The sequence below is a fragment of the Enterococcus sp. DA9 genome (genome assembly GCF_008000875.1).
Lineage (GTDB): Bacteria > Bacillota > Bacilli > Lactobacillales > Enterococcaceae > Enterococcus_B > Enterococcus_B lactis.
This window is the reverse complement of record NZ_CP042839.1, coordinates 1,229,396-1,247,500: the sequence shown is the minus strand read 5'-3', so window position 1 is coordinate 1,247,500 and position 18,105 is coordinate 1,229,396. Positions and strand designations below refer to the sequence as shown.

At 37.4% G+C, this 18,105-nt stretch carries 11 protein-coding genes, 1 rRNA gene and 2 pseudogenes (1 of these 14 running past the window's edge); 5 read left to right on the top strand and 9 right to left on the bottom strand.

Annotation, left to right across the window (positions count from 1 at the left end; all coding sequences use genetic code 11):
- From FTX43_RS06875 to FTX43_RS06860, 4 genes and pseudogenes are all read right to left on the bottom strand, one after another.
- Window positions 1-1,137, bottom strand: a 16S ribosomal RNA gene (locus FTX43_RS06875) (it extends 424 nt beyond the left edge of the window).
- Between the two features lie 672 nt (window positions 1,138-1,809).
- Window positions 1,810-2,167: pseudogene (locus tag FTX43_RS06870) on the bottom strand (Spx/MgsR family RNA polymerase-binding regulatory protein).
- Between the two features lie 13 nt (window positions 2,168-2,180).
- Window positions 2,181-2,591, bottom strand: a complete 411-nt coding sequence (locus tag FTX43_RS06865) for a Spx/MgsR family RNA polymerase-binding regulatory protein (RefSeq protein ID WP_002286258.1) — start codon at window positions 2,589-2,591, stop codon at window positions 2,181-2,183.
- A 349-nt stretch (window positions 2,592-2,940) separates the two neighbouring features.
- Window positions 2,941-5,127 (bottom strand): ATP-dependent helicase, encoded by a 2,187-nt coding sequence (locus FTX43_RS06860; RefSeq protein ID WP_047937776.1) that lies wholly within the window; start codon window positions 5,125-5,127, stop codon window positions 2,941-2,943.
- Window positions 5,128-5,346: 219 nt separating this feature from the next.
- On the opposite strand from FTX43_RS06860, the gene FTX43_RS06855 reads away from it, so the two are divergent.
- Window positions 5,347-6,030 (top strand): YoaK family protein, encoded by a 684-nt coding sequence (locus FTX43_RS06855; RefSeq protein WP_002293268.1) that lies wholly within the window; start codon window positions 5,347-5,349, stop codon window positions 6,028-6,030.
- A gap of 79 nt (window positions 6,031-6,109) precedes the next feature.
- Here the strand turns inward: FTX43_RS06855 and FTX43_RS06845 are convergent.
- Together FTX43_RS06845 and FTX43_RS06840 are read right to left on the bottom strand one after the other, a co-directional pair.
- A pseudogene (locus FTX43_RS06845) lies at window positions 6,110-6,828 on the bottom strand (deoxynucleoside kinase).
- A gap of 198 nt (window positions 6,829-7,026) precedes the next feature.
- Window positions 7,027-7,233, bottom strand: coding sequence for a hypothetical protein (locus tag FTX43_RS06840; RefSeq protein WP_002293266.1), 207 nt, complete (start codon window positions 7,231-7,233; stop codon window positions 7,027-7,029).
- A gap of 244 nt (window positions 7,234-7,477) precedes the next feature.
- Here FTX43_RS06840 and FTX43_RS06835 point away from each other — a divergent pair, with 244 nt between their 5' ends.
- The 3 genes from FTX43_RS06835 (at window position 7,478) to FTX43_RS06825 (ending at window position 10,242) form a co-directional block, all read left to right on the top strand.
- Window positions 7,478-8,080: an accessory gene regulator B family protein gene (locus tag FTX43_RS06835; RefSeq protein ID WP_002293263.1), complete on the top strand. Its 603-nt coding sequence runs from the start codon at window positions 7,478-7,480 to the stop codon at window positions 8,078-8,080.
- A 140-nt stretch (window positions 8,081-8,220) separates the two neighbouring features.
- Entirely contained in the window at window positions 8,221-9,501 is a 1,281-nt protein-coding gene (locus FTX43_RS06830) for an ATP-binding protein (protein WP_002336063.1), read from the top strand.
- Between the two features lie 12 nt (window positions 9,502-9,513).
- The gene (locus FTX43_RS06825) at window positions 9,514-10,242 is read left to right on the top strand and encodes a LytTR family DNA-binding domain-containing protein (protein ID WP_002293258.1); all 729 of its coding nucleotides are present in this window, start codon (window positions 9,514-9,516) and stop codon (window positions 10,240-10,242) included.
- A 67-nt stretch (window positions 10,243-10,309) separates the two neighbouring features.
- Here FTX43_RS06825 and FTX43_RS06820 read toward each other — a convergent pair whose 3' ends face one another.
- A complete protein-coding gene (locus FTX43_RS06820) occupies window positions 10,310-11,833 on the bottom strand; it encodes a zinc ABC transporter substrate-binding protein AdcA (RefSeq protein WP_002293257.1) in 1,524 nt (507 codons plus the stop codon).
- A 246-nt stretch (window positions 11,834-12,079) separates the two neighbouring features.
- On the opposite strand from FTX43_RS06820, the gene FTX43_RS06815 reads away from it, so the two are divergent.
- Complete coding sequence (locus FTX43_RS06815; protein WP_002293256.1) at window positions 12,080-13,261, top strand: AI-2E family transporter; 1,182 nt, start codon at window positions 12,080-12,082, stop codon at window positions 13,259-13,261.
- A gap of 61 nt (window positions 13,262-13,322) precedes the next feature.
- Here FTX43_RS06815 and treC read toward each other — a convergent pair whose 3' ends face one another.
- Window positions 13,323-14,951 (bottom strand): alpha,alpha-phosphotrehalase, encoded by a 1,629-nt coding sequence (treC, locus tag FTX43_RS06805; protein ID WP_002293254.1) that lies wholly within the window; start codon window positions 14,949-14,951, stop codon window positions 13,323-13,325.
- A gap of 441 nt (window positions 14,952-15,392) precedes the next feature.
- Window positions 15,393-18,104 (bottom strand): ABC transporter permease, encoded by a 2,712-nt coding sequence (locus tag FTX43_RS06800; RefSeq protein ID WP_002341007.1) that lies wholly within the window; start codon window positions 18,102-18,104, stop codon window positions 15,393-15,395.
- Window position 18,105 lies beyond the last annotated feature (1 nt).

The window sequence follows — 18,105 nt, the reverse complement described above, 5'->3', positions numbered from 1 at the left end:
ATAAGGGTTGCGCTCGTTGCGGGACTTAACCCAACATCTCACGACACGAGCTGACGACAACCATGCACCACCTGTCACTTTGCCCCCGAAGGGGAAGCTCTATCTCTAGAGTGGTCAAAGGATGTCAAGACCTGGTAAGGTTCTTCGCGTTGCTTCGAATTAAACCACATGCTCCACCGCTTGTGCGGGCCCCCGTCAATTCCTTTGAGTTTCAACCTTGCGGTCGTACTCCCCAGGCGGAGTGCTTAATGCGTTAGCTGCAGCACTGAAGGGCGGAAACCCTCCAACACTTAGCACTCATCGTTTACGGCGTGGACTACCAGGGTATCTAATCCTGTTTGCTCCCCACGCTTTCGAGCCTCAGCGTCAGTTACAGACCAGAGAGCCGCCTTCGCCACTGGTGTTCCTCCATATATCTACGCATTTCACCGCTACACATGGAATTCCACTCTCCTCTTCTGCACTCAAGTCTCCCAGTTTCCAATGACCCTCCCCGGTTGAGCCGGGGGCTTTCACATCAGACTTAAGAAACCGCCTGCGCTCGCTTTACGCCCAATAAATCCGGACAACGCTTGCCACCTACGTATTACCGCGGCTGCTGGCACGTAGTTAGCCGTGGCTTTCTGGTTAGATACCGTCAAGGGATGAACAGTTACTCTCATCCTTGTTCTTCTCTAACAACAGAGTTTTACGATCCGAAAACCTTCTTCACTCACGCGGCGTTGCTCGGTCAGACTTTCGTCCATTGCCGAAGATTCCCTACTGCTGCCTCCCGTAGGAGTTTGGGCCGTGTCTCAGTCCCAATGTGGCCGATCACCCTCTCAGGTCGGCTATGCATCGTGGCCTTGGTGAGCCGTTACCTCACCAACTAGCTAATGCACCGCGGGTCCATCCATCAGCGACACCCGAAAGCGCCTTTCAAATCAAAACCATGCGGTTTCGATTGTTATACGGTATTAGCACCTGTTTCCAAGTGTTATCCCCTTCTGATGGGCAGGTTACCCACGTGTTACTCACCCGTTCGCCACTCCTCTTTTTCCGGTGGAGCAAGCTCCGGTGGAAAAAGAAGCGTACGACTTGCATGTATTAGGCACGCCGCCAGCGTTCGTCCTGAGCCAGGATCAAACTCTCATAAAAAGTTCGAACAATCTTGCGATTGTTAAGCTCAATTTGTTTGCTAGCATATTGCTTGCTTGTTAAAAATGTTTGTTGTCTTGAATTGAATCAAGACGCCCTACACATTTGGTTTGTCTTACTTTGTTCAGTTTTCAAAGGTCTACTTCATCGGAAGTGTCTCTCCGATTTGTTTCGGCTGCCGCAGCAACTTTTATATCATATCAAAGCGACAAGTGATTGTCAACTCTTTTTAAAAGTTTTTTTCGATTTCGTTTTTCGAAATCTTTCAGCAGCTCATTTATCGTAACTTATCGTTTGTTATTTGTCAAGAACTTTTTTTGAAGTTTTTTTCGATAGAATCAAGCTTCGTAAGCTGTTCTTTTTTAACGACTCAGTTATCTTATCATGTCATCATCAACATGTCAATAACTATTTTTCAAGTTTTTTTAATGCTGCTTTATTTGCGTATTACTTAAAACAACAAAAATGAATATATCATGTAAATTTACACATGTCAATATATTTCTCAGCCTATTTTCCCTCGTACATTTGAATTTTGACCAAATAAATCGAGCATATCTTTTATAGTAGAAAAATAAAGACAAAAAAAAGAACACATAACACACTTGATGTTAAGTGTTCGACTGTTCCAACTGTACGAAGCGCTCAGAAATTGATTAAAATAGGTAAAGACTATTTATTTAGGATAAGTTGCTCCATCAACTGCTCATTGTATCCAATAAATAGAACTTCATCGATAATGATCAACGGACGTCTAAGGAGTTTTGTATGTTGTGTACATAAAGAAATCAGTTGTTTTTTTACCTACAGAGGAAAGGTCTATCGCAATGTTATGGAAAGCCTCAGACCAAGTCGCAAATAGCTGTTCTGCTTGCACTTCTTCAAAACTGCATAATTCTTCTGCTTCTTCTGTACTTAGATCGCGTTCTTCTAAGTCAACAAATTGATAAGGCAATTGATGGTATTCTAACCATTGTTTCGCCTTCAGACTGGTTACACAGTGCGCCGATCCATAGACTTTCACTTCCACGAAGACTCCCTCCCTATGAATTTAAGATGTTATTGTTTTGTAAATAGATTAGGTTTCTAGCAACACACCGAATTTCACGAGGGACAAATGACCGGATTTCATCTTCATTGAATCCGATTAGTATTCTTTTTTCATCAATCAAAATAGGTCGTCTCAATAATGAAGGATATTCTTTGAATAGGACGATCATTTGCTTTAAAGTTAATTCGTTAAAATCTATTCCCAACTTCTCGTAAATTTTCGACCGAGTGGAAATAATATCTTGAACTCCTCCTTCAGTCGCTGCTAAGATCTTTTTGATCTCACTTTCTGTTAACGGTTCGGCAAAAATATTCTTCTCTTCAAATTCAAGTTGATTCGCTTGCAACCATGCTCTTGCTTTTCTACAGGAAGTACAGCTAGGCGAAGTATATACTTTTATCATTTTCTCACTCCTTTTTAATTATAATCCAATTCTACAGCAATTTCTTTTAAAATACCAATTATTAGCTAATAAAAAATAAAAAAAGTCGAAAAAAAATCGATTATTTGCGTTTAAATAATGAGAATTATTCTATTTATTCCCTATTTTAATAATAGTATTCTCATTTTTCAAAAATAAATAAGGGAGGTGTGACAAAAATCTTGTCACACCTCCCTTTTCCGAATAAACGGTGTTCCAGAAGTAGCTTCTTCGAAAATAAGCCGAAATTTTACAAAAATTTGAGAAGCAATTTCCGTAAATTCCTTCTTATTTCTTGAAGCTGACCACTCCTGTCACAACCTCTTTTCCATCACTTTCCTTTTTTCATACGACTACCGGTTTCTTTGACAAATCTCGATACTTTCAATTTTCTTGTATTTTTCATTTGAGGTACACATAGATACAGACGATTTCTTGCTCTAGTCATCGCAACATAAAATAGTCTTCGTTCTTCTTCTATCGTCGTCGCTGGTTCTGCTTTTATTTCATTAGAGTCAATGACTTTCTTTTCTGTTGCTCCGTTATAAGGCAAACTTCCTTCGTTACAGCCAATTAAAAAGACATTTCTGTAACTAAGACCTTTACTTTTATGAATGCTCTGGATACATAGCGCATCAAGTTTTCCTTGTCTGTAAGCAATCAAGCGGGTTTTTAATTCTTTAGCTGTTGCTTGGGTTTCTTGCGATAAGGTTTGGATACTTCTAAAAGTAGCATGTTGCTTTACTTCTTCTCGTATCCATTCTTGATCACTCTGATCGATTTCCTTAGCTATACGTGGCAGATGAAGATAGCTTTGTACAAGCGAATAGATTTCTTGATGCTGGTCTGTTTTACGCAACGCTTCCTCAAACTGGCGGATTTCTGCAGATTTGGATTTTAAATTAGGTCTTACCGACAAAATATAATCCGTAATGGCTGTATTTTGATATTTAGGAGAAAAGTATTGATCACATTCATTTTTTTTCAGATAGCAGTCTACCATCAGCTGCCGCAACAACTGCTGATAGGCCTGATTTTTCTTTTGCGGATTCTGTGCTGTTTGCCAATGAACGATTTTTTGATAGAACTGTTGGAAAAACTTGATGCCAAAGATACCTTCATATGGACTATCTGCTTCCAGTACAAAAGGAATATTCGTTTTCAGCAGAGATTGGACAAGTTGCTGTGTTTGCGAAGCCGATCGGTATAATATGATCGATTCCTTATATTTCCCATTTTTTTGAATAAATGACTGAATTTGACTTATCAGCCACTGGCTTTCTGCTTTTGTATCTGAGAACAAATAAGCCTCCATAATGCCCGCTTCTTTTTGTGCTGGAATCATCGCCTTTGGTATCCGATCATTTTTGTTATAGCTGATCAATCTATTCGCTCCTTGGACAATAGCTGCCCGAGAGCGGTAATTAGTTAATAAGAAAAGAGTTTTAGTAGGATATTCTTTTTCAAAGTTCTTGATATATGCTGGCTCTGATCCTCTGAATCCATAGATACTTTGGTCATCATCTCCAACAACGATTAACTTGATCCCGTTTTCCTTTGTCATCCGCTTCACGATTTCCCATTGAAGTGGATTAGTATCCTGAAATTCATCAATAAATAGATAATCATATTTCTGTCCAATATAGCGCTGAATCTCGTCATTCTCCAAAGCGCTTTTCAAATTTTGGAGTACATCATTGAACTCTAACAATTGCTGCCTTCTTTTTTGTTCTTGGAGTTCTGTGAGCAATCCATACAGTCGTTCTGATATCGGTTGTCTTGTATTCTTATCAATGGAATCATATTTTTCTTTAACTAACTGGATCATTTCTTCTATTGATAGGTTCATATTCTGCCAATAGTCTAAGCGAGAAGCAATCGTTTTTTCTCCATATTGATCAAAAAGATAAAGATTATATTTACGTATCAGCTGTTGCAAAACAGCATTTACTTTTTGCGCAGTATCTTTTGAAAAGTCTCCTTGTATCCCTTGCATTGCCACATCAGGGAATTTTCGACAAATCTCATTGTATATCCTGAAAAAGATACTGTGGAATGTTCCGATATGGACAGCAGTTTTCCTTTGGCTGAAATTATCTACTCGTTTTTTTAGTTCATTTGCAGCATTCCGTGTAAAAGTAATCATCAGTATGCGTTCTTCGTCTACTTGTTTTTGTGTCATCAGGTACACAGCTTTTGCACAGATTGTTTGCGTCTTGCCGCTCCCAGCTCCCGCTATGATTCGAAGATGTTTCTGCATATCGTATGTGATAGCTGCTTTTTGTTCTTGATTGAAGCGATTATAAGAACGTTTCTCCATCATTTTAAAGAAAGAGTTGTTTTCTTTGCTTTCTTTTTCCTGCATTTCTTCCTCAATAAGTCCAGGGGCTTCTCCATAAGCCGCTTCATAGGTAGCAATGATTTCTTCTTGTAGCCGAAAGACTTGTTGAAGCTTTTTATATTTGTTCTCCCAACGATTCAGTTCTTTTTGTAATCGGAGAATTTCTTTTTCATCCAACTGATTGATTTCCTTCCCATCTTTCTTCTTTGAAGTTGCTTCTTCCAATTTGATTATTTAAAATCTCGTTGTCTATTTTTTCTTTATACTAACAGACCTTTCTAAAAATGAAAATGGGGAGCGAGATGATTTTAGTTTTCTGAAAATTTTTCCTTTTTTTCAATCGTTTATGCTAAGATAAGGAAGACAAAATTATATTCATAAAAGGTGATGAAAAAAATGCAGACTTCCTTTCACGAAGGGCGTACAATAGGTCTTTTGCTGACATTTATCGGAGGAGCAATGGACAGTTATACTTATATCCAGTATGGTGCTTTTGCCTCTGCTCAAACTGGCAATATCATCCTATCGATCATCCAAGCTTTTGACGGAGAGTGGCTAAGCGTTGGCAAAAAAGTATTGTCTACCCTTTTCTTTTTCTTAGGGATTCTTCTAACAAAGTATTTGATTGATTATTTTAGAAAAAAAGAAAAACATTTCTGGCGCTTATTTGTTCTATATTATGAAGCGGTGATTTTTTTCTTTGTCAGTTTGACACCTGTCCATGAACATCCCGCATTAGTAACGATTTTAATTGCTTTTACGGCCTCGATCCAGTGGGTGGCTTTTGATAAAATCAACGGGCGTGCCTACACCAATTTATTCACAACAGGAAATTTAAAAGGGGTAGCAACAAATTTATATGATTATTGTATTTCTAAAGAAAAAGCAGATTTTGATCGATTTTTCCACTATTTAACTGTCGTTCTTGCCTTTATCGCAGGGGCTATTGTCCTTGTATTCTGTCATCATTTGTTTGGCGCCTATTCGATTTTGGTCGTTTCTATTTTATTCTTGATCATGGCCCTCACTCAGACATTTCAGTTATGGCAGTTTTATCATACGAACCGTTTCACCTTTTGATTCCCCTGAATCAAAAAAACTAAGCAGGATGCTGTTCACAAAGAAATTTTGTGAGTGAGCAATTTGCTTAGTTTTTTTATTATTTAGTTGTAAAGATACCCTTTGCTTTCGGGTTATTTGTAGTGTAGCGGATCGACTGGCCATCTGCCTCTTCTGTCATTTTCTTTGCCCGCATCTTGATTTCTTGTACGATTTGTTCTCCACATGCTGGATCGGCTACGAAATCGTATTTGTCCCCATCGATTACTATTTTGGGACATATATCAAACTGTTCATACCATTCTTCATAACGTCGATTGAGTTCTTTATAGTAGGAATAGAGTTCAGGATCTTGCTCTAGCTGTTCATATTCCCGACCTCTTTTTTTGATTCTTGCTAACATAGTTTCAAAGGATACACGAATATAAACCAGTAGATCCGGTTTCTTTTGCGGCGAAATTTCTTCTAATTCCTTCAGCATCGTCTCTAAAAGACCCTCATACTGCTTTACTTCTACTTCAGAAACACGCCCTAAATCGGCATTCAGATGAAACAACATACTATCTTCGTAGATGGAGCGGTCTAGTACATTGTCATCATGGCTGAAAGCATCTTTAATCGCCAAAAAACGTTTGTTCAAAAAAATATCTGCAATAAAAAAGTATACTTTTCCGGATTAGAATAAAACAGTGGCAATACTTCATTATCCTCCACGTTCTCATAAAAAGGTTTTGTTTCTAAATCTTGGGCAAGCATTTCAGTCAGTGTGCTTTTCCCTGCACCGATCGTTCCTGCAACAATAATCACAATTATCGGCATCCTTCCTGTAATAAAATCTGTTCTTCATTTTACTACTTCATTTATAGAAATAAAAGCCTTGACTTTATCTGCTCCTTAAAGGCTGCTTCGCCAATAGTAGCTAGAAGTCACGCCTATTCATGAAAATAAAAGAGTAGAAATAAAAGAGTAGAATGGATGAATTTCTACTCTTTTATGCTCTCAACATTTTATCTGTTTTTATTCTTCTATTGTACTTGATTTGCGTACGACTAACTGCCAGTGCAGATTATGAGCGGTATCATTGTCTTCTGCTGCGCAATTCATGACACGTATCATCACGCTATTTTCATAGATTTTTTCTATTTTTCCTTTTATTGGTGATTCAAATAAATCAGATTTAAATGCATATGTTTCGCCGACTTCAAACAATTGTTCATTTTCCATAAGAATCCCTCCATCACCTTTTCTAAGGTCAGTAAATTTTTAACATAAAATACTCGAAAAAACACAAACTTGTCATAAAATGTACTTTTCGTATCAAAACTGTCACCTTTTTTGGAAAGGATTTAAAAAAATGAAGATTTTTTTAAGGAAATCATGACGGTTTTGATGTCAAAACCACTTTTTATGAAACAAAACACGTTTTTTATTTTTTTAGCATAGAATTTGTGGTGGAGGTACGTATGAGATGAAAGATAAAGTTGTGAACAAATTATTAGAAACCTTATTCAGCGGAGACAAATCGGAAGAAGATATGGTGTATGTCCAAGTAAAATTTGCCTTAGAAGTTTTATTGAACAACCTTGGAAAACTAGCGGTCGTTCTAGTGTTTTCTCTGGTGACGGGCTCATGGGCGGAAACAGGAATCACCTTTCTTTCCTATATCTGCATCCGCAGATATGCTTATGGATTGCATTCCGACTCTGAATTCGTTTGTCTGCTGTGGACACTGCTTTATTTATGGGGCGTTCCTTTGGTGATGAAACATCTGCAATTGACTATCTCCTTCCCAATGATGGTCTTTTTGTTAATCAGCTGCTTTTTGTTACTGCTTCGCTATGGATCAAGAGGTACAGCCATCAATCCCATTGAACCCGAGAAACGTCCACCATTATTAAAGAAGGCGATCAGCATGTTTCTAATTTTTTCTCTCATCACTTTATTTTTCTCAGCTTCTTACTTTTCTACCTATTTGCTACTTGGGATTGTTTTAGAAATAGCTACGTTGCTTCCTATTACAAACTACTTGATGAATTTTGGAGGAATCTTTCATGAAAAAAACAATCATTAAACAATTAACTAACTTATCTGACTTTTTTGTATCTGGCTGCTGCTTTGGTATGAGTTCTGAATTCAAAATCCCTGAAAAATTAAAAAAATAATACGCTAATTGTGCTATAATTTGGTAAAAATCAATGGGAGCTGTACTTTATGTTTTTATGGTCCATAGCGTTGCAATATTTGATTTACACAATTTGTATCTTATTGATTGACCATCATATCCGATACAATTATCTGTTTGCAGGAGTCACTCTGATTTCTTGCATTTTGATTGGATGGGTCTACTCAGTTTTAGGGATTTTTACTGCTCTAATTGCTATAGGAATGCTGATGCTTACTTTTTTCTTCTTTTCGACTTCGCGTCAACAATTAGTTTACGCGCTTCCTTTTGGATTATTGACGTCGCTTTTAGGAGATCATTTAACAAGCATCGGCGATTTTTTTGTTTTGAAATCTGCGGTTGTTGAACCAGGAGATTCCTTGCAGTATTTTCACATTGCCTTATCCGCTCTTTTATCTGCTTTATTAGCTTTTTGTTTTAAAAAATCGTTAGAGACTTGGTTTCACACAGTGGACCGCCGTATGATCGGTACGATTGGGACGTTGATATTATTTACATACTATATCATTATTTTTTATACCCGTTTTTCTGGTGAAACACCTGATGTCTTAGCTTTGAATACTAGTTTTTTTATTCTCTATCTGTGTGTCGGCTTGATCATCTTGGTTTATTATTGGAAAATCTCTAATAAGAAGTTAGCTGATCAGTTGTTAGAGCAACAAGTCAGGATGCAGCAGGATTATATCAAAGATCTGGAAAAAAACTATCAAGACTTGAGAGAATTCAAACATGATTACCAAAATCTGCTCTTTTCTCTTCACAGCTATATTGCAGAAGGCGACTTGGAAGGATTACGGTCGTACTACGATCAAACGATATTGCCTACACGCCAGATGATGAACCTTTTCCCGGCCAATCTAAGTATGTTGGATAATATGAAAGTTCCTGAAATACGCAGTTTGCTGTCATTAAAACTTATGATGGCACAGGAAAAAGGATTGATCGTCCAGCTTCATTTTCCTAAGCCAATCGAGTTGGATACGAAACATACGGTAAACCTTGTACGTATGCTTGGTATTATCTTGGACAATGCGATTGAAGGAGCTAGTGCTGCAAAGAAGAAAAAGATCGAATTGACAATCATCAAGAAAAATCATTCCGTGATGATTCGTGTAATCAATACAACAACCAATACATTACCGTTAAACCAGTTGAAACAAAAAGGTTTCTCAACAAAAACAAATCCAAAAAACGAAGGACTTGGCTTGTTTATCTTGGATGAATTGACAAAGACAAACCCTTATCTTTTCCTTGAAACATCAATTGAAAACCAACGTTTTTCTCAAACGATTTATATACAAATAAAATAAAGGAGTAATGATATGATTCCCATTTATATTTGTGAAGACGATCCAAAACAATTGGAAGTTTTATCAACGGTGATCAAAAACAGGATCATGATTGAAAACTTAGACAGTTATGTTCATATTTCTACCTCTGATCCGGAAGAACTTCTCAATGCGGCCAAGATCAGAACTTCTTCTTTTGGTATTTACTTTTTAGATATTGAATTAGAAGACAGTGAAATGGATGGCGTAGCGATTGGTAAATTGATCCGTGAATTAGATCCTTTAGGAAAAATCATCTACGTGACTTCTCATACGGAAATGTCGATGAAAATCTTAAAAAGCAACATTGAGCCGACTGACTATATTGTGAAAGAAGACCTTTATGATTTAAAAGAAAATGTCGAGCAGATCCTGAGCAAAATTTTTGAAGATTTTCAAATGTCCCAGATCCAAAAAGATATCTTCAAAATAGAGTTCAATGATGAGATCAAATTTTTACCGATCAAAGAAATCCAATATTTTTCTACTTCGTTAGGCGCACCACATAAATTGGAAGTTCATTTGACTCATGCTCAATTGCAATTCTACGAGAAGATCAAAGAAATCGAGAAAATGCATCGGAATTTTATTCGTTGCCATAAATCTTATGTTATCAACACACAAAACGTGCGGTCGATTAATAAAAAAACCAGAGAAGTCACGTTGGCAAACGGTGAGACTATCCCTGTCTCTATCCGTGGATTAAAAAAGTTAATTTCATAAAAAGAACCGAATAGTTTGGACCGACTAAATAATCAGCCGATCCAAACCCTTCGGTTCTTTTTGTCTCTCAGTGCAAAAGCATTTCCTGTGCAATTTCACGGCCATCCATTGTGTCTGGATAAAATGTTGGCCAATTTTCCATTTCTTTTAGCAATGCTTCTTGACTTTCATTTCCTGCATATAAATGAAAATGTTCGGAGTCAGCCGGTGCAATCGTGTGATCACTGAATTGAATATATCTAAACGCGCCACTTTCCTTATCTTCTGCTTCGAATAGATACCTTACACCACGGTTTCCTGCCTCGTAGGTCAAGATTTCTTTCCCTACATAACGATAATTTGAACGTTTCGTTGTTCCATCCTTAAACGTAAATGCCATCTCTTTCTCACCGATCTTGATTGAAGCAATATCTGTTTGATAGCCCTTCGTATAGTATTCTTTATATTCTTGTGCTGTTTTATCCTGATTCAATTTTTCTTTATATTCAAAAACAGGATCAAATGTCCCATCTTCTACATACGTATCTACTGTCTGCCAAGTTCCTGACCAATCTGAAAGAGAGCGATCTTGTACATCCTCGTCTTCGAAATAACCGTTATAGACGCTCTTTTCTTTTTTGGGGGTCAAAGTATCTTCTAACGGGTTTTCTGTCTCTGTCGTTTTTTTCAACGCTTCGAGGTTTGCTTCCATGATAGAAAGATAGTTTTCTCCATTTTCTATTTGTTCATTCGTCAACCCCTCCAAAGGATTCAATACTTCTAAAGATACACCTGCTTCGTTTGCTAACGTTCTAGCAATACTATCTTTGGCGTTTTCTTCAAAATAAATATAGTTGATCCCATGTTCTTTAACAAAGTGTTTCAGTTCAGCGATTCTCGCCGCAGAGGGTTCTTCACTAGAATAAAGACCAGCAATAGATACTTGATTCAATCCATATTCTAATGCCAGATAGTTGAATGCAGCATGTTGCGTGACAAAAGATCTTTGTTTTGCTTGCTTAAATGTTTCTTGATAAAGCTGATGGAGTGCTTGAAGTTTCTCGGTATAGGCTGCTGCATTTTTTGTCCATACTTCCTGTTTTTCTGGGTAGGCTTCAATCAGCTGATCACGTATGCTTGCTACCTGCTTGATTGCTAAACTTGGTGCTAACCATACATGCGGGTCTAACTCATGTGTATGACCTTCTTCCCCGTGTTCATGGTCATGATCATGTCCTTCTTCACTTCCCGGAAGTAAAAGCATACCTTCTGTCGCCTTTATCGTATGGACGTTGCCTTCTTGTAATGTTTTTTGGATTGCGGGGACCCATGTTTCCATGTTTTCATCATTATAAACAAAGATATCTGTATCTTGGATCTTTGCCATGTCTTTAGCAGAAGGTTCATAATCGTGGGAATCAGTCCCTGCTGGAATCAATAATTCTACTTCTCCTTCATCCCCGACGATTGCTTTTGTAAAATCATACATAGGATAAAAGGTCGTCATCACGCTCAATTTTTCTTTACTGTCCCCTGCTTCTCCACTTGCCCCGCAACCAGCTAACATACCTGTTAAAACCAGTGTAGCCAATATACCTATCAGTCGTTTCATTTATAACACTCCTTCTCATCTTCTTTCATAATGTTCCGATTCGCCTCTAGCAAATCGTAATAGTTACGTTTTAGCAACAGAATTTAATTTATCATAGGGTTAAAAGAGCTGTCAAGCGTTTTCTTATTTTAATTGAGGAGAACTTTTGTATGGATGATTCACGATATTTTTTCAATCAACCTCTATCATTTTCCTTTTATCCCTTCTTTTGTCTATAATAAAGTTATAGACAAAGGAGGAAAATGAGTGAAAAAAGAAACAGATACAACGAATCGTTTGATCCGCTTTTTGGGAGGCAAAACCTCTTACTATGTTTTAGGTATGGTGATCCTGCTGGCACTGATCATTTATTTTTTCCATCAGATTTCATTTATATTCAAGCCTGTTGGGATTATTATCGCTACTATCTTGCCCCCATTATTGTTTGCGCTGATCTTATATTATCTTTTGGAACCAGTCATCAAGCGTTTAAGCAAGCACCTTTCGAGGAACCTGTCAGTCATTATTGTTTATGTGATTATTTTATTTTTATTGGGGCTTGGAAGCGTATGGCTTGTTCCTTTTCTTGAAGAACAGACAAAAACATTGATTAGCAGTTTGCCAGATTTATTTCAAGATTTCCAAGAGAGTCTCCGTCAATTTTTGGAGAAAACACCTTTTGCCGATTCATTTAATCAATTTTTTACTTCTATTGATGACGTGACGTCTGATATAGCTGGCTTTATTGGAAATTATTGGGAAAGCGGCGCACAACGGATCAGCAATATTTTTTCAACTGTTACAGCTATTTTCATTACTTTATTTACTGGGCCCATTGTCACTTTTTTCCTTTTGAGAAATCCTCAAAAATTTTATCAGTCAGTTTTAGCCATTGTCCCACCAGCCTTTCGTACAGACTTTAAAAATTTGACAAAGATTGCTAATCAACAATTGGGTTCATTTTTAAAGGGGCAGATCATTGCTTCATTTATCCTTGGAGCAGTCTACTGGGTTTGTTTCTTACTGATCGGATTAGAATTTGCCAGTGTTTTAGCTATTTCTGCTGGGTTATTATGTATTATTCCATATATTGGACCGTTTATCGCTTTTTTCCCGGGTTTGATCATTGCATTCCAAGACTCTACTTTTATGGCTGTCAAATTTGTCATTGTCTGGTTTGCCGTACAACTTCTCCATGGTGACTTGGTAATTCCTCGAGTAATGGGTGATCGTTTGCAGATCCATCCGATTACGATCTTGATCGTTTTGCTTGTCATGGGTGATCTAATGGGAATTGTGGGCGTTATTTTCGGTATTCCTATCTATACGCTAGTCAAATTACTCGTTACTTTTATTTTCCGTAAATTCAAACAACGCTACAATAAATTTTATGGCGACAAAGGAGAGTATGAACACTCTTCATTTTCTGAAGAAGATTATTTTAAATAAAACACAAAACGTCGATCTCACGAGAATAGCTCGTAGGATCGGCGTTTTATACTTTTTTATTTTAGTTTTTCAGTAAAGCAATTGCCTGATATGGTTTTAGCTCCAGGTTTTGATGGAGAACAGTATCGGAATAATTATCGATAAGAATATCGGCTTCTGTGAATCCTTCTGGAATGGTGATCCTTGTATCTTTATCATAGAAATTTGTTAATACAAGTAGCTGCTGCCCTTCAAATTGGCGAAGATAGCCATAAACTTGCGGATGATCTGCTCCATAAGCATGATAATCGCCTTGTGCAACGATTGGATATGTTTTTCTCAACCGAATCAATTTCTTATAATAGGACAAAATAGAATCCTCAGAAGATCGTTCTTTCTCTACATTGATCTCTTCTAACTTACCTGCAACTTTTAACCAAGGTTTTCCTGTAGTAAAACCTGCTTGTTCTGCATCGGACCATTGCATGGGTGTTCGAGAGTTATCACGAGATTTTGCTTTGATTCGACGGAACGCCTCTTTTTCTGTACATCCTTGTGCAAGGAGCAACTTGTAAGCATTCAAACTTTCTACGTCAATATAGTCGGAAATCGAGGAATAGTCTGGATCGACCATGCCGATTTCCTCTCCCATATAAATGTATGGTGTTCCACGATTTAAATGGATCATGGTTGCTAGCATCTCTGCTCCTTGTTTTCGATACTGATCGATAGCTACAAACCGATTGAGCGCACGTGGCTGATCATGGTTATTAAAAAATAAAGCATTCCAGCCATTACCATCACTCATCTTTTCTCCCCAAGTATGGAACAGTCGCTTTAATTCTGCAAAATCAAATGGAGGAGTTGACCATTTATTGCCATTTTCATAGTCGACTTTCAAGTGATGAAAATTAAAGACCATTGATAATTCTTCTCTACTAGGTTCTGTATACAAGATACAATTTTCGATCGTCGTAGAGCTCATTTCACCGACTGTGATGATAGTGGAATCCGTCCCAAACGTTGCTTGGTTCAATTCTTTTAGATACGTATGGGTGATTGGTTTGTCTGTATATTCAGGTTTACCATCATTTTCTTTATTATTTTTCAATTGCTCGTCTTTACCGATAACATTGATAACATCGAAACGGAATCCTTTTACCCCTTTTTCCATCCAAAAACGAACTACTTTGAATAATTCCTCTCTTACTGCTTGGTTCCGCCAGTTCAAGTCAGCTTGTGTCTGATCATATAAGTGCAGATAATATTTCCCTGTATCTCCAAAGGGCGACCAAGCACTCCCACCAAATTTTGATACCCAGTCCGTTGGTTCTTCTCTTAAAATGAAGAAGTCCTGATAATACTGATCCCCTGCTAGTGCTTTTTTGAACCACTCATGTTCTGTCGAAACATGATTCAATACCATATCAAGCATGACTTCTATTTGGTATTCTTTTGCTTTAGCTATTAGTTGCTCGAATTCTTCCATCGTACCAAAGATAGGATCGATGGCTGTGTAATCAGAGATATCATAACCGTTGTCTTTTTGAGGACTTGGATAAATAGGATTTAGCCAGATCATATCGATCCCTAGATCATTCAAATATGGCAGTTTTTCTTTAATTCCTTTTAAATCTCCAATTCCATCACCATTACTGTCTTTGTAAGATTTGGGATAGATTTGATAAATGACTTTGTCTTTAAATGTCATGGATATTTGCCTCCATTCAACTGATTTCTTACTTATCACAACTTATATATACAAGTTATCATTTATTATTATAACTGAACCGAAAGCGTTTGTAAAATTTATCTTTATACTTCCTAAGAGGGTGTTGTCCAATAAAAAACAAGAGAACAGACATGTATTTGTCTAGTCTCTTGTTTAAAGTTCTTGTTTCTTCTATAAATGTTGTTCAGAAGCTTACATCTACGACAATAAGTCCTTTCAAATGAAAAATATGAGGAGCTGTTTTCGTAAATTCCTTCTTATTTCTTGAAGCTGACCACTTCTGTCACAACCTCTTTCTTAAACGGTGTTCAATCAGCTGGCCTTCGGTATTAGCTCAAAAAACGGCAAAATATGAGGAACTATTTTGCCGTTTGTTTCTCTAATACTCAGGTCAAACCGCTGATTTCACAACCTCTATTTTTATTCATTCGATTTCAACGCATCAATCATATCGATATGCTTTAATTTGAAATGGGTAACAATCATCACAATAACCGTGAATACGATGGTTAATCCTGCTGATAAAACATAAGCCCACCATGTAATCACTAATGGAAAGATGACATTCTCCATAGATGCTTGTTGTAAGATAAAGTCAGTCAATACATATCCTACACCAAATCCTCCAATGATCCCTAAGAGAGTAAAGATGATATTTTCTCGAACAATATACATCGTGACTTCTTTATCAAAAAATCCAAGGACTTTTATCGTAGATAATTCGCGTACACGTTCAGAAATATTGATATTAGTTAGATTATACAAGACGATAAAAGCCAGCAATCCTGACAATACGACAAAGATTAATACAACTGAGTCTAAGTTCGCCATTGATTCTTCTTGCGTTTCGATTTGTTTGGACATGAAAGACGTATTTGTCACAGCGTCTGTAGCCAGGAGTTTCTCGGAAAGCATTTCTTCTTCTTTCGTTGTCATCTTATCTGTACGCAGCAAAAATGCATTATCCGACATCGATTGATCAGTCACTGAAGCATAATATTCAGGGGACAGATAAATAAAGCTGCCTAGATAGTTTTTCACGATTTCTTTTACTTCGACTTTCCATTCTTTTTGATTTTCATCATAAAGCGATATATGATCTCCTGTAGATAAGTCAAATAGTTCTGCTGCTTTTTGCGTAATAGCGATTCCTGCTTTAGGTAAGGAACGTGGGTTCTCTTCAAGATCTGTTAAATGGATAAAACGATCAAAATCAGCTGTTTTACTCGGTACAATCACTGTCAGACTTTGTGAAGCATGCCCTTTTTTTCTCAATTCTACGGTTTGAGTATGAATAGCTAGGATCTCATTTACTTTTTCTTGCTGCTGCAACATATCCGCTGCTTTTTGATGATTCTCTTCCGTGGATGAATCTAATGTAACAATTGCTTGATAGTCAATGATCGGTCCAAATTGTTTGGCTGAGACAGAACTTAGAGAATCTTTCAATCCCACGCCCGCAACCATCAGACCGGCACATCCAGCAATTCCGATAATCGCCATAAGCATTCTTGACTTGTATCGGAAGAGATTTCGATAACTGATTTTTTGATTAAAGCTAAGGCGTGACCACAGCGGAGTGATGTATTCAAGAAAAATACGTTTCCCTGGCTTCGGTGCTTTCGGCTGAAGCAGTGCAGCAGGCCGTTCTCTTAAATCTTTGAACAAAACAATCATTGCAGCGCCAAATGCGGCAATGAAGAATGCGGCAGCTGCTTGTAAAATAGGTGGCCAGTCATAAAAAACAAGGGCACTCCCAATGTCATATCGCTCGTTAGATAGTTCAAAAATGATCCTTGGTAAAAGATTCGTTCCTAATATCGTTCCTAAAACAATGCCTATTCCTGAGGCTAGACTTGCATAGATTGCATATTTTTTTGCGATTTCAACTTTCGTATAACCTAACGCCTTCAATGTTCCGATTTCCCTGCGGTTTTCTTCTACCATACGCGTCATTGTCGTAAAGGTGATCAATGCAGCAATAAAGAAAAAGAAAACAGGAAAAACATTGGCGATTGCTGCGATACGTTCAGCCAGATCACCAAATTCTTGAAACCCGACATTTTCTGAACGTTCATTGTATAGGTATGATGGTTTAGTTAAATTTTCAATTTTTTCTGCATTTTTGTTCCATTCTTCCTCTGCAGAAGCTAGTTCTCGTTCTTTCTCAACTAACTGCCTTTCTTGTTCAGCGAGTTGAGTTTCTTGTTGAGACAAAGTTTGTACAGCGATTGTCCGTTGCGCTTCAGGAAGCTGCTGGATAGCTGCTGACTGCTGCGCTAACTGTTTTTTAGCATCTTCTAACTGTGTTCTTCCCTGTGCTATTTGTGCTTTGCCTTCTGTTATTTTTTGCTGTGCTGGTTCTAATTCTTCGTTTGCCGATTTTTTCAGCTCTTCTAAGCGTTCTTCGGGTCGATCTTGTAAATACTTTTCTGCCTTTTCTTGATTTTGCTCCATTTTATCTTTGTAAGCTTTGCTGTACGTATTCAAATTCTTTACGTTCGTAAAATCCAGATATAAGACAGAATAAATATCCGTCTTGAAATTGGATTCAGGCAAATAGACAAAATAATCCACGCTACCATTTCCGACATTCGCGTATCCTCTCTCCAAATTGTTGATGAACAATGGAGAACGGACAAAGCCAGTGATGGTATACTCTTTTTCTTTCAATTCATCTGAATCAATCTGATAGACATCACCGATTTTATACCCTTCATTCTCCGCTTTTTCATCTAATAAAAGTTGGTTGGATTTTTCCGGGCATTTTCCATCAATTAATTGTAGCTTGTTCTGCCTGCTATTTTTGTTATAAGAAAAGATTTGAATCACTTCATTTTTGCCAGTATTGGAATAATAGAACTGTTTTCCTGTTTCTACTTTTGCATCTGGAATCTTTTCTGCTTGAGCGATATCTTTTTGTGTCAAACCACCAGTAGAAACGATTTGCAAATCAGAAAGTCCTGCTGTATCAACATAGTGATCCATCGTTTTTTGCATGACAGGTCCAGCAGTTTTGACACCTACGAATAAAAGTGTTCCTAGCATGACAATAAGGATGATTGCAATGAACCGCCCTTTAGATTGCCGGATTTCGCGAAAACCTGCTTTAAGATATGTTTTTGTTTTCATA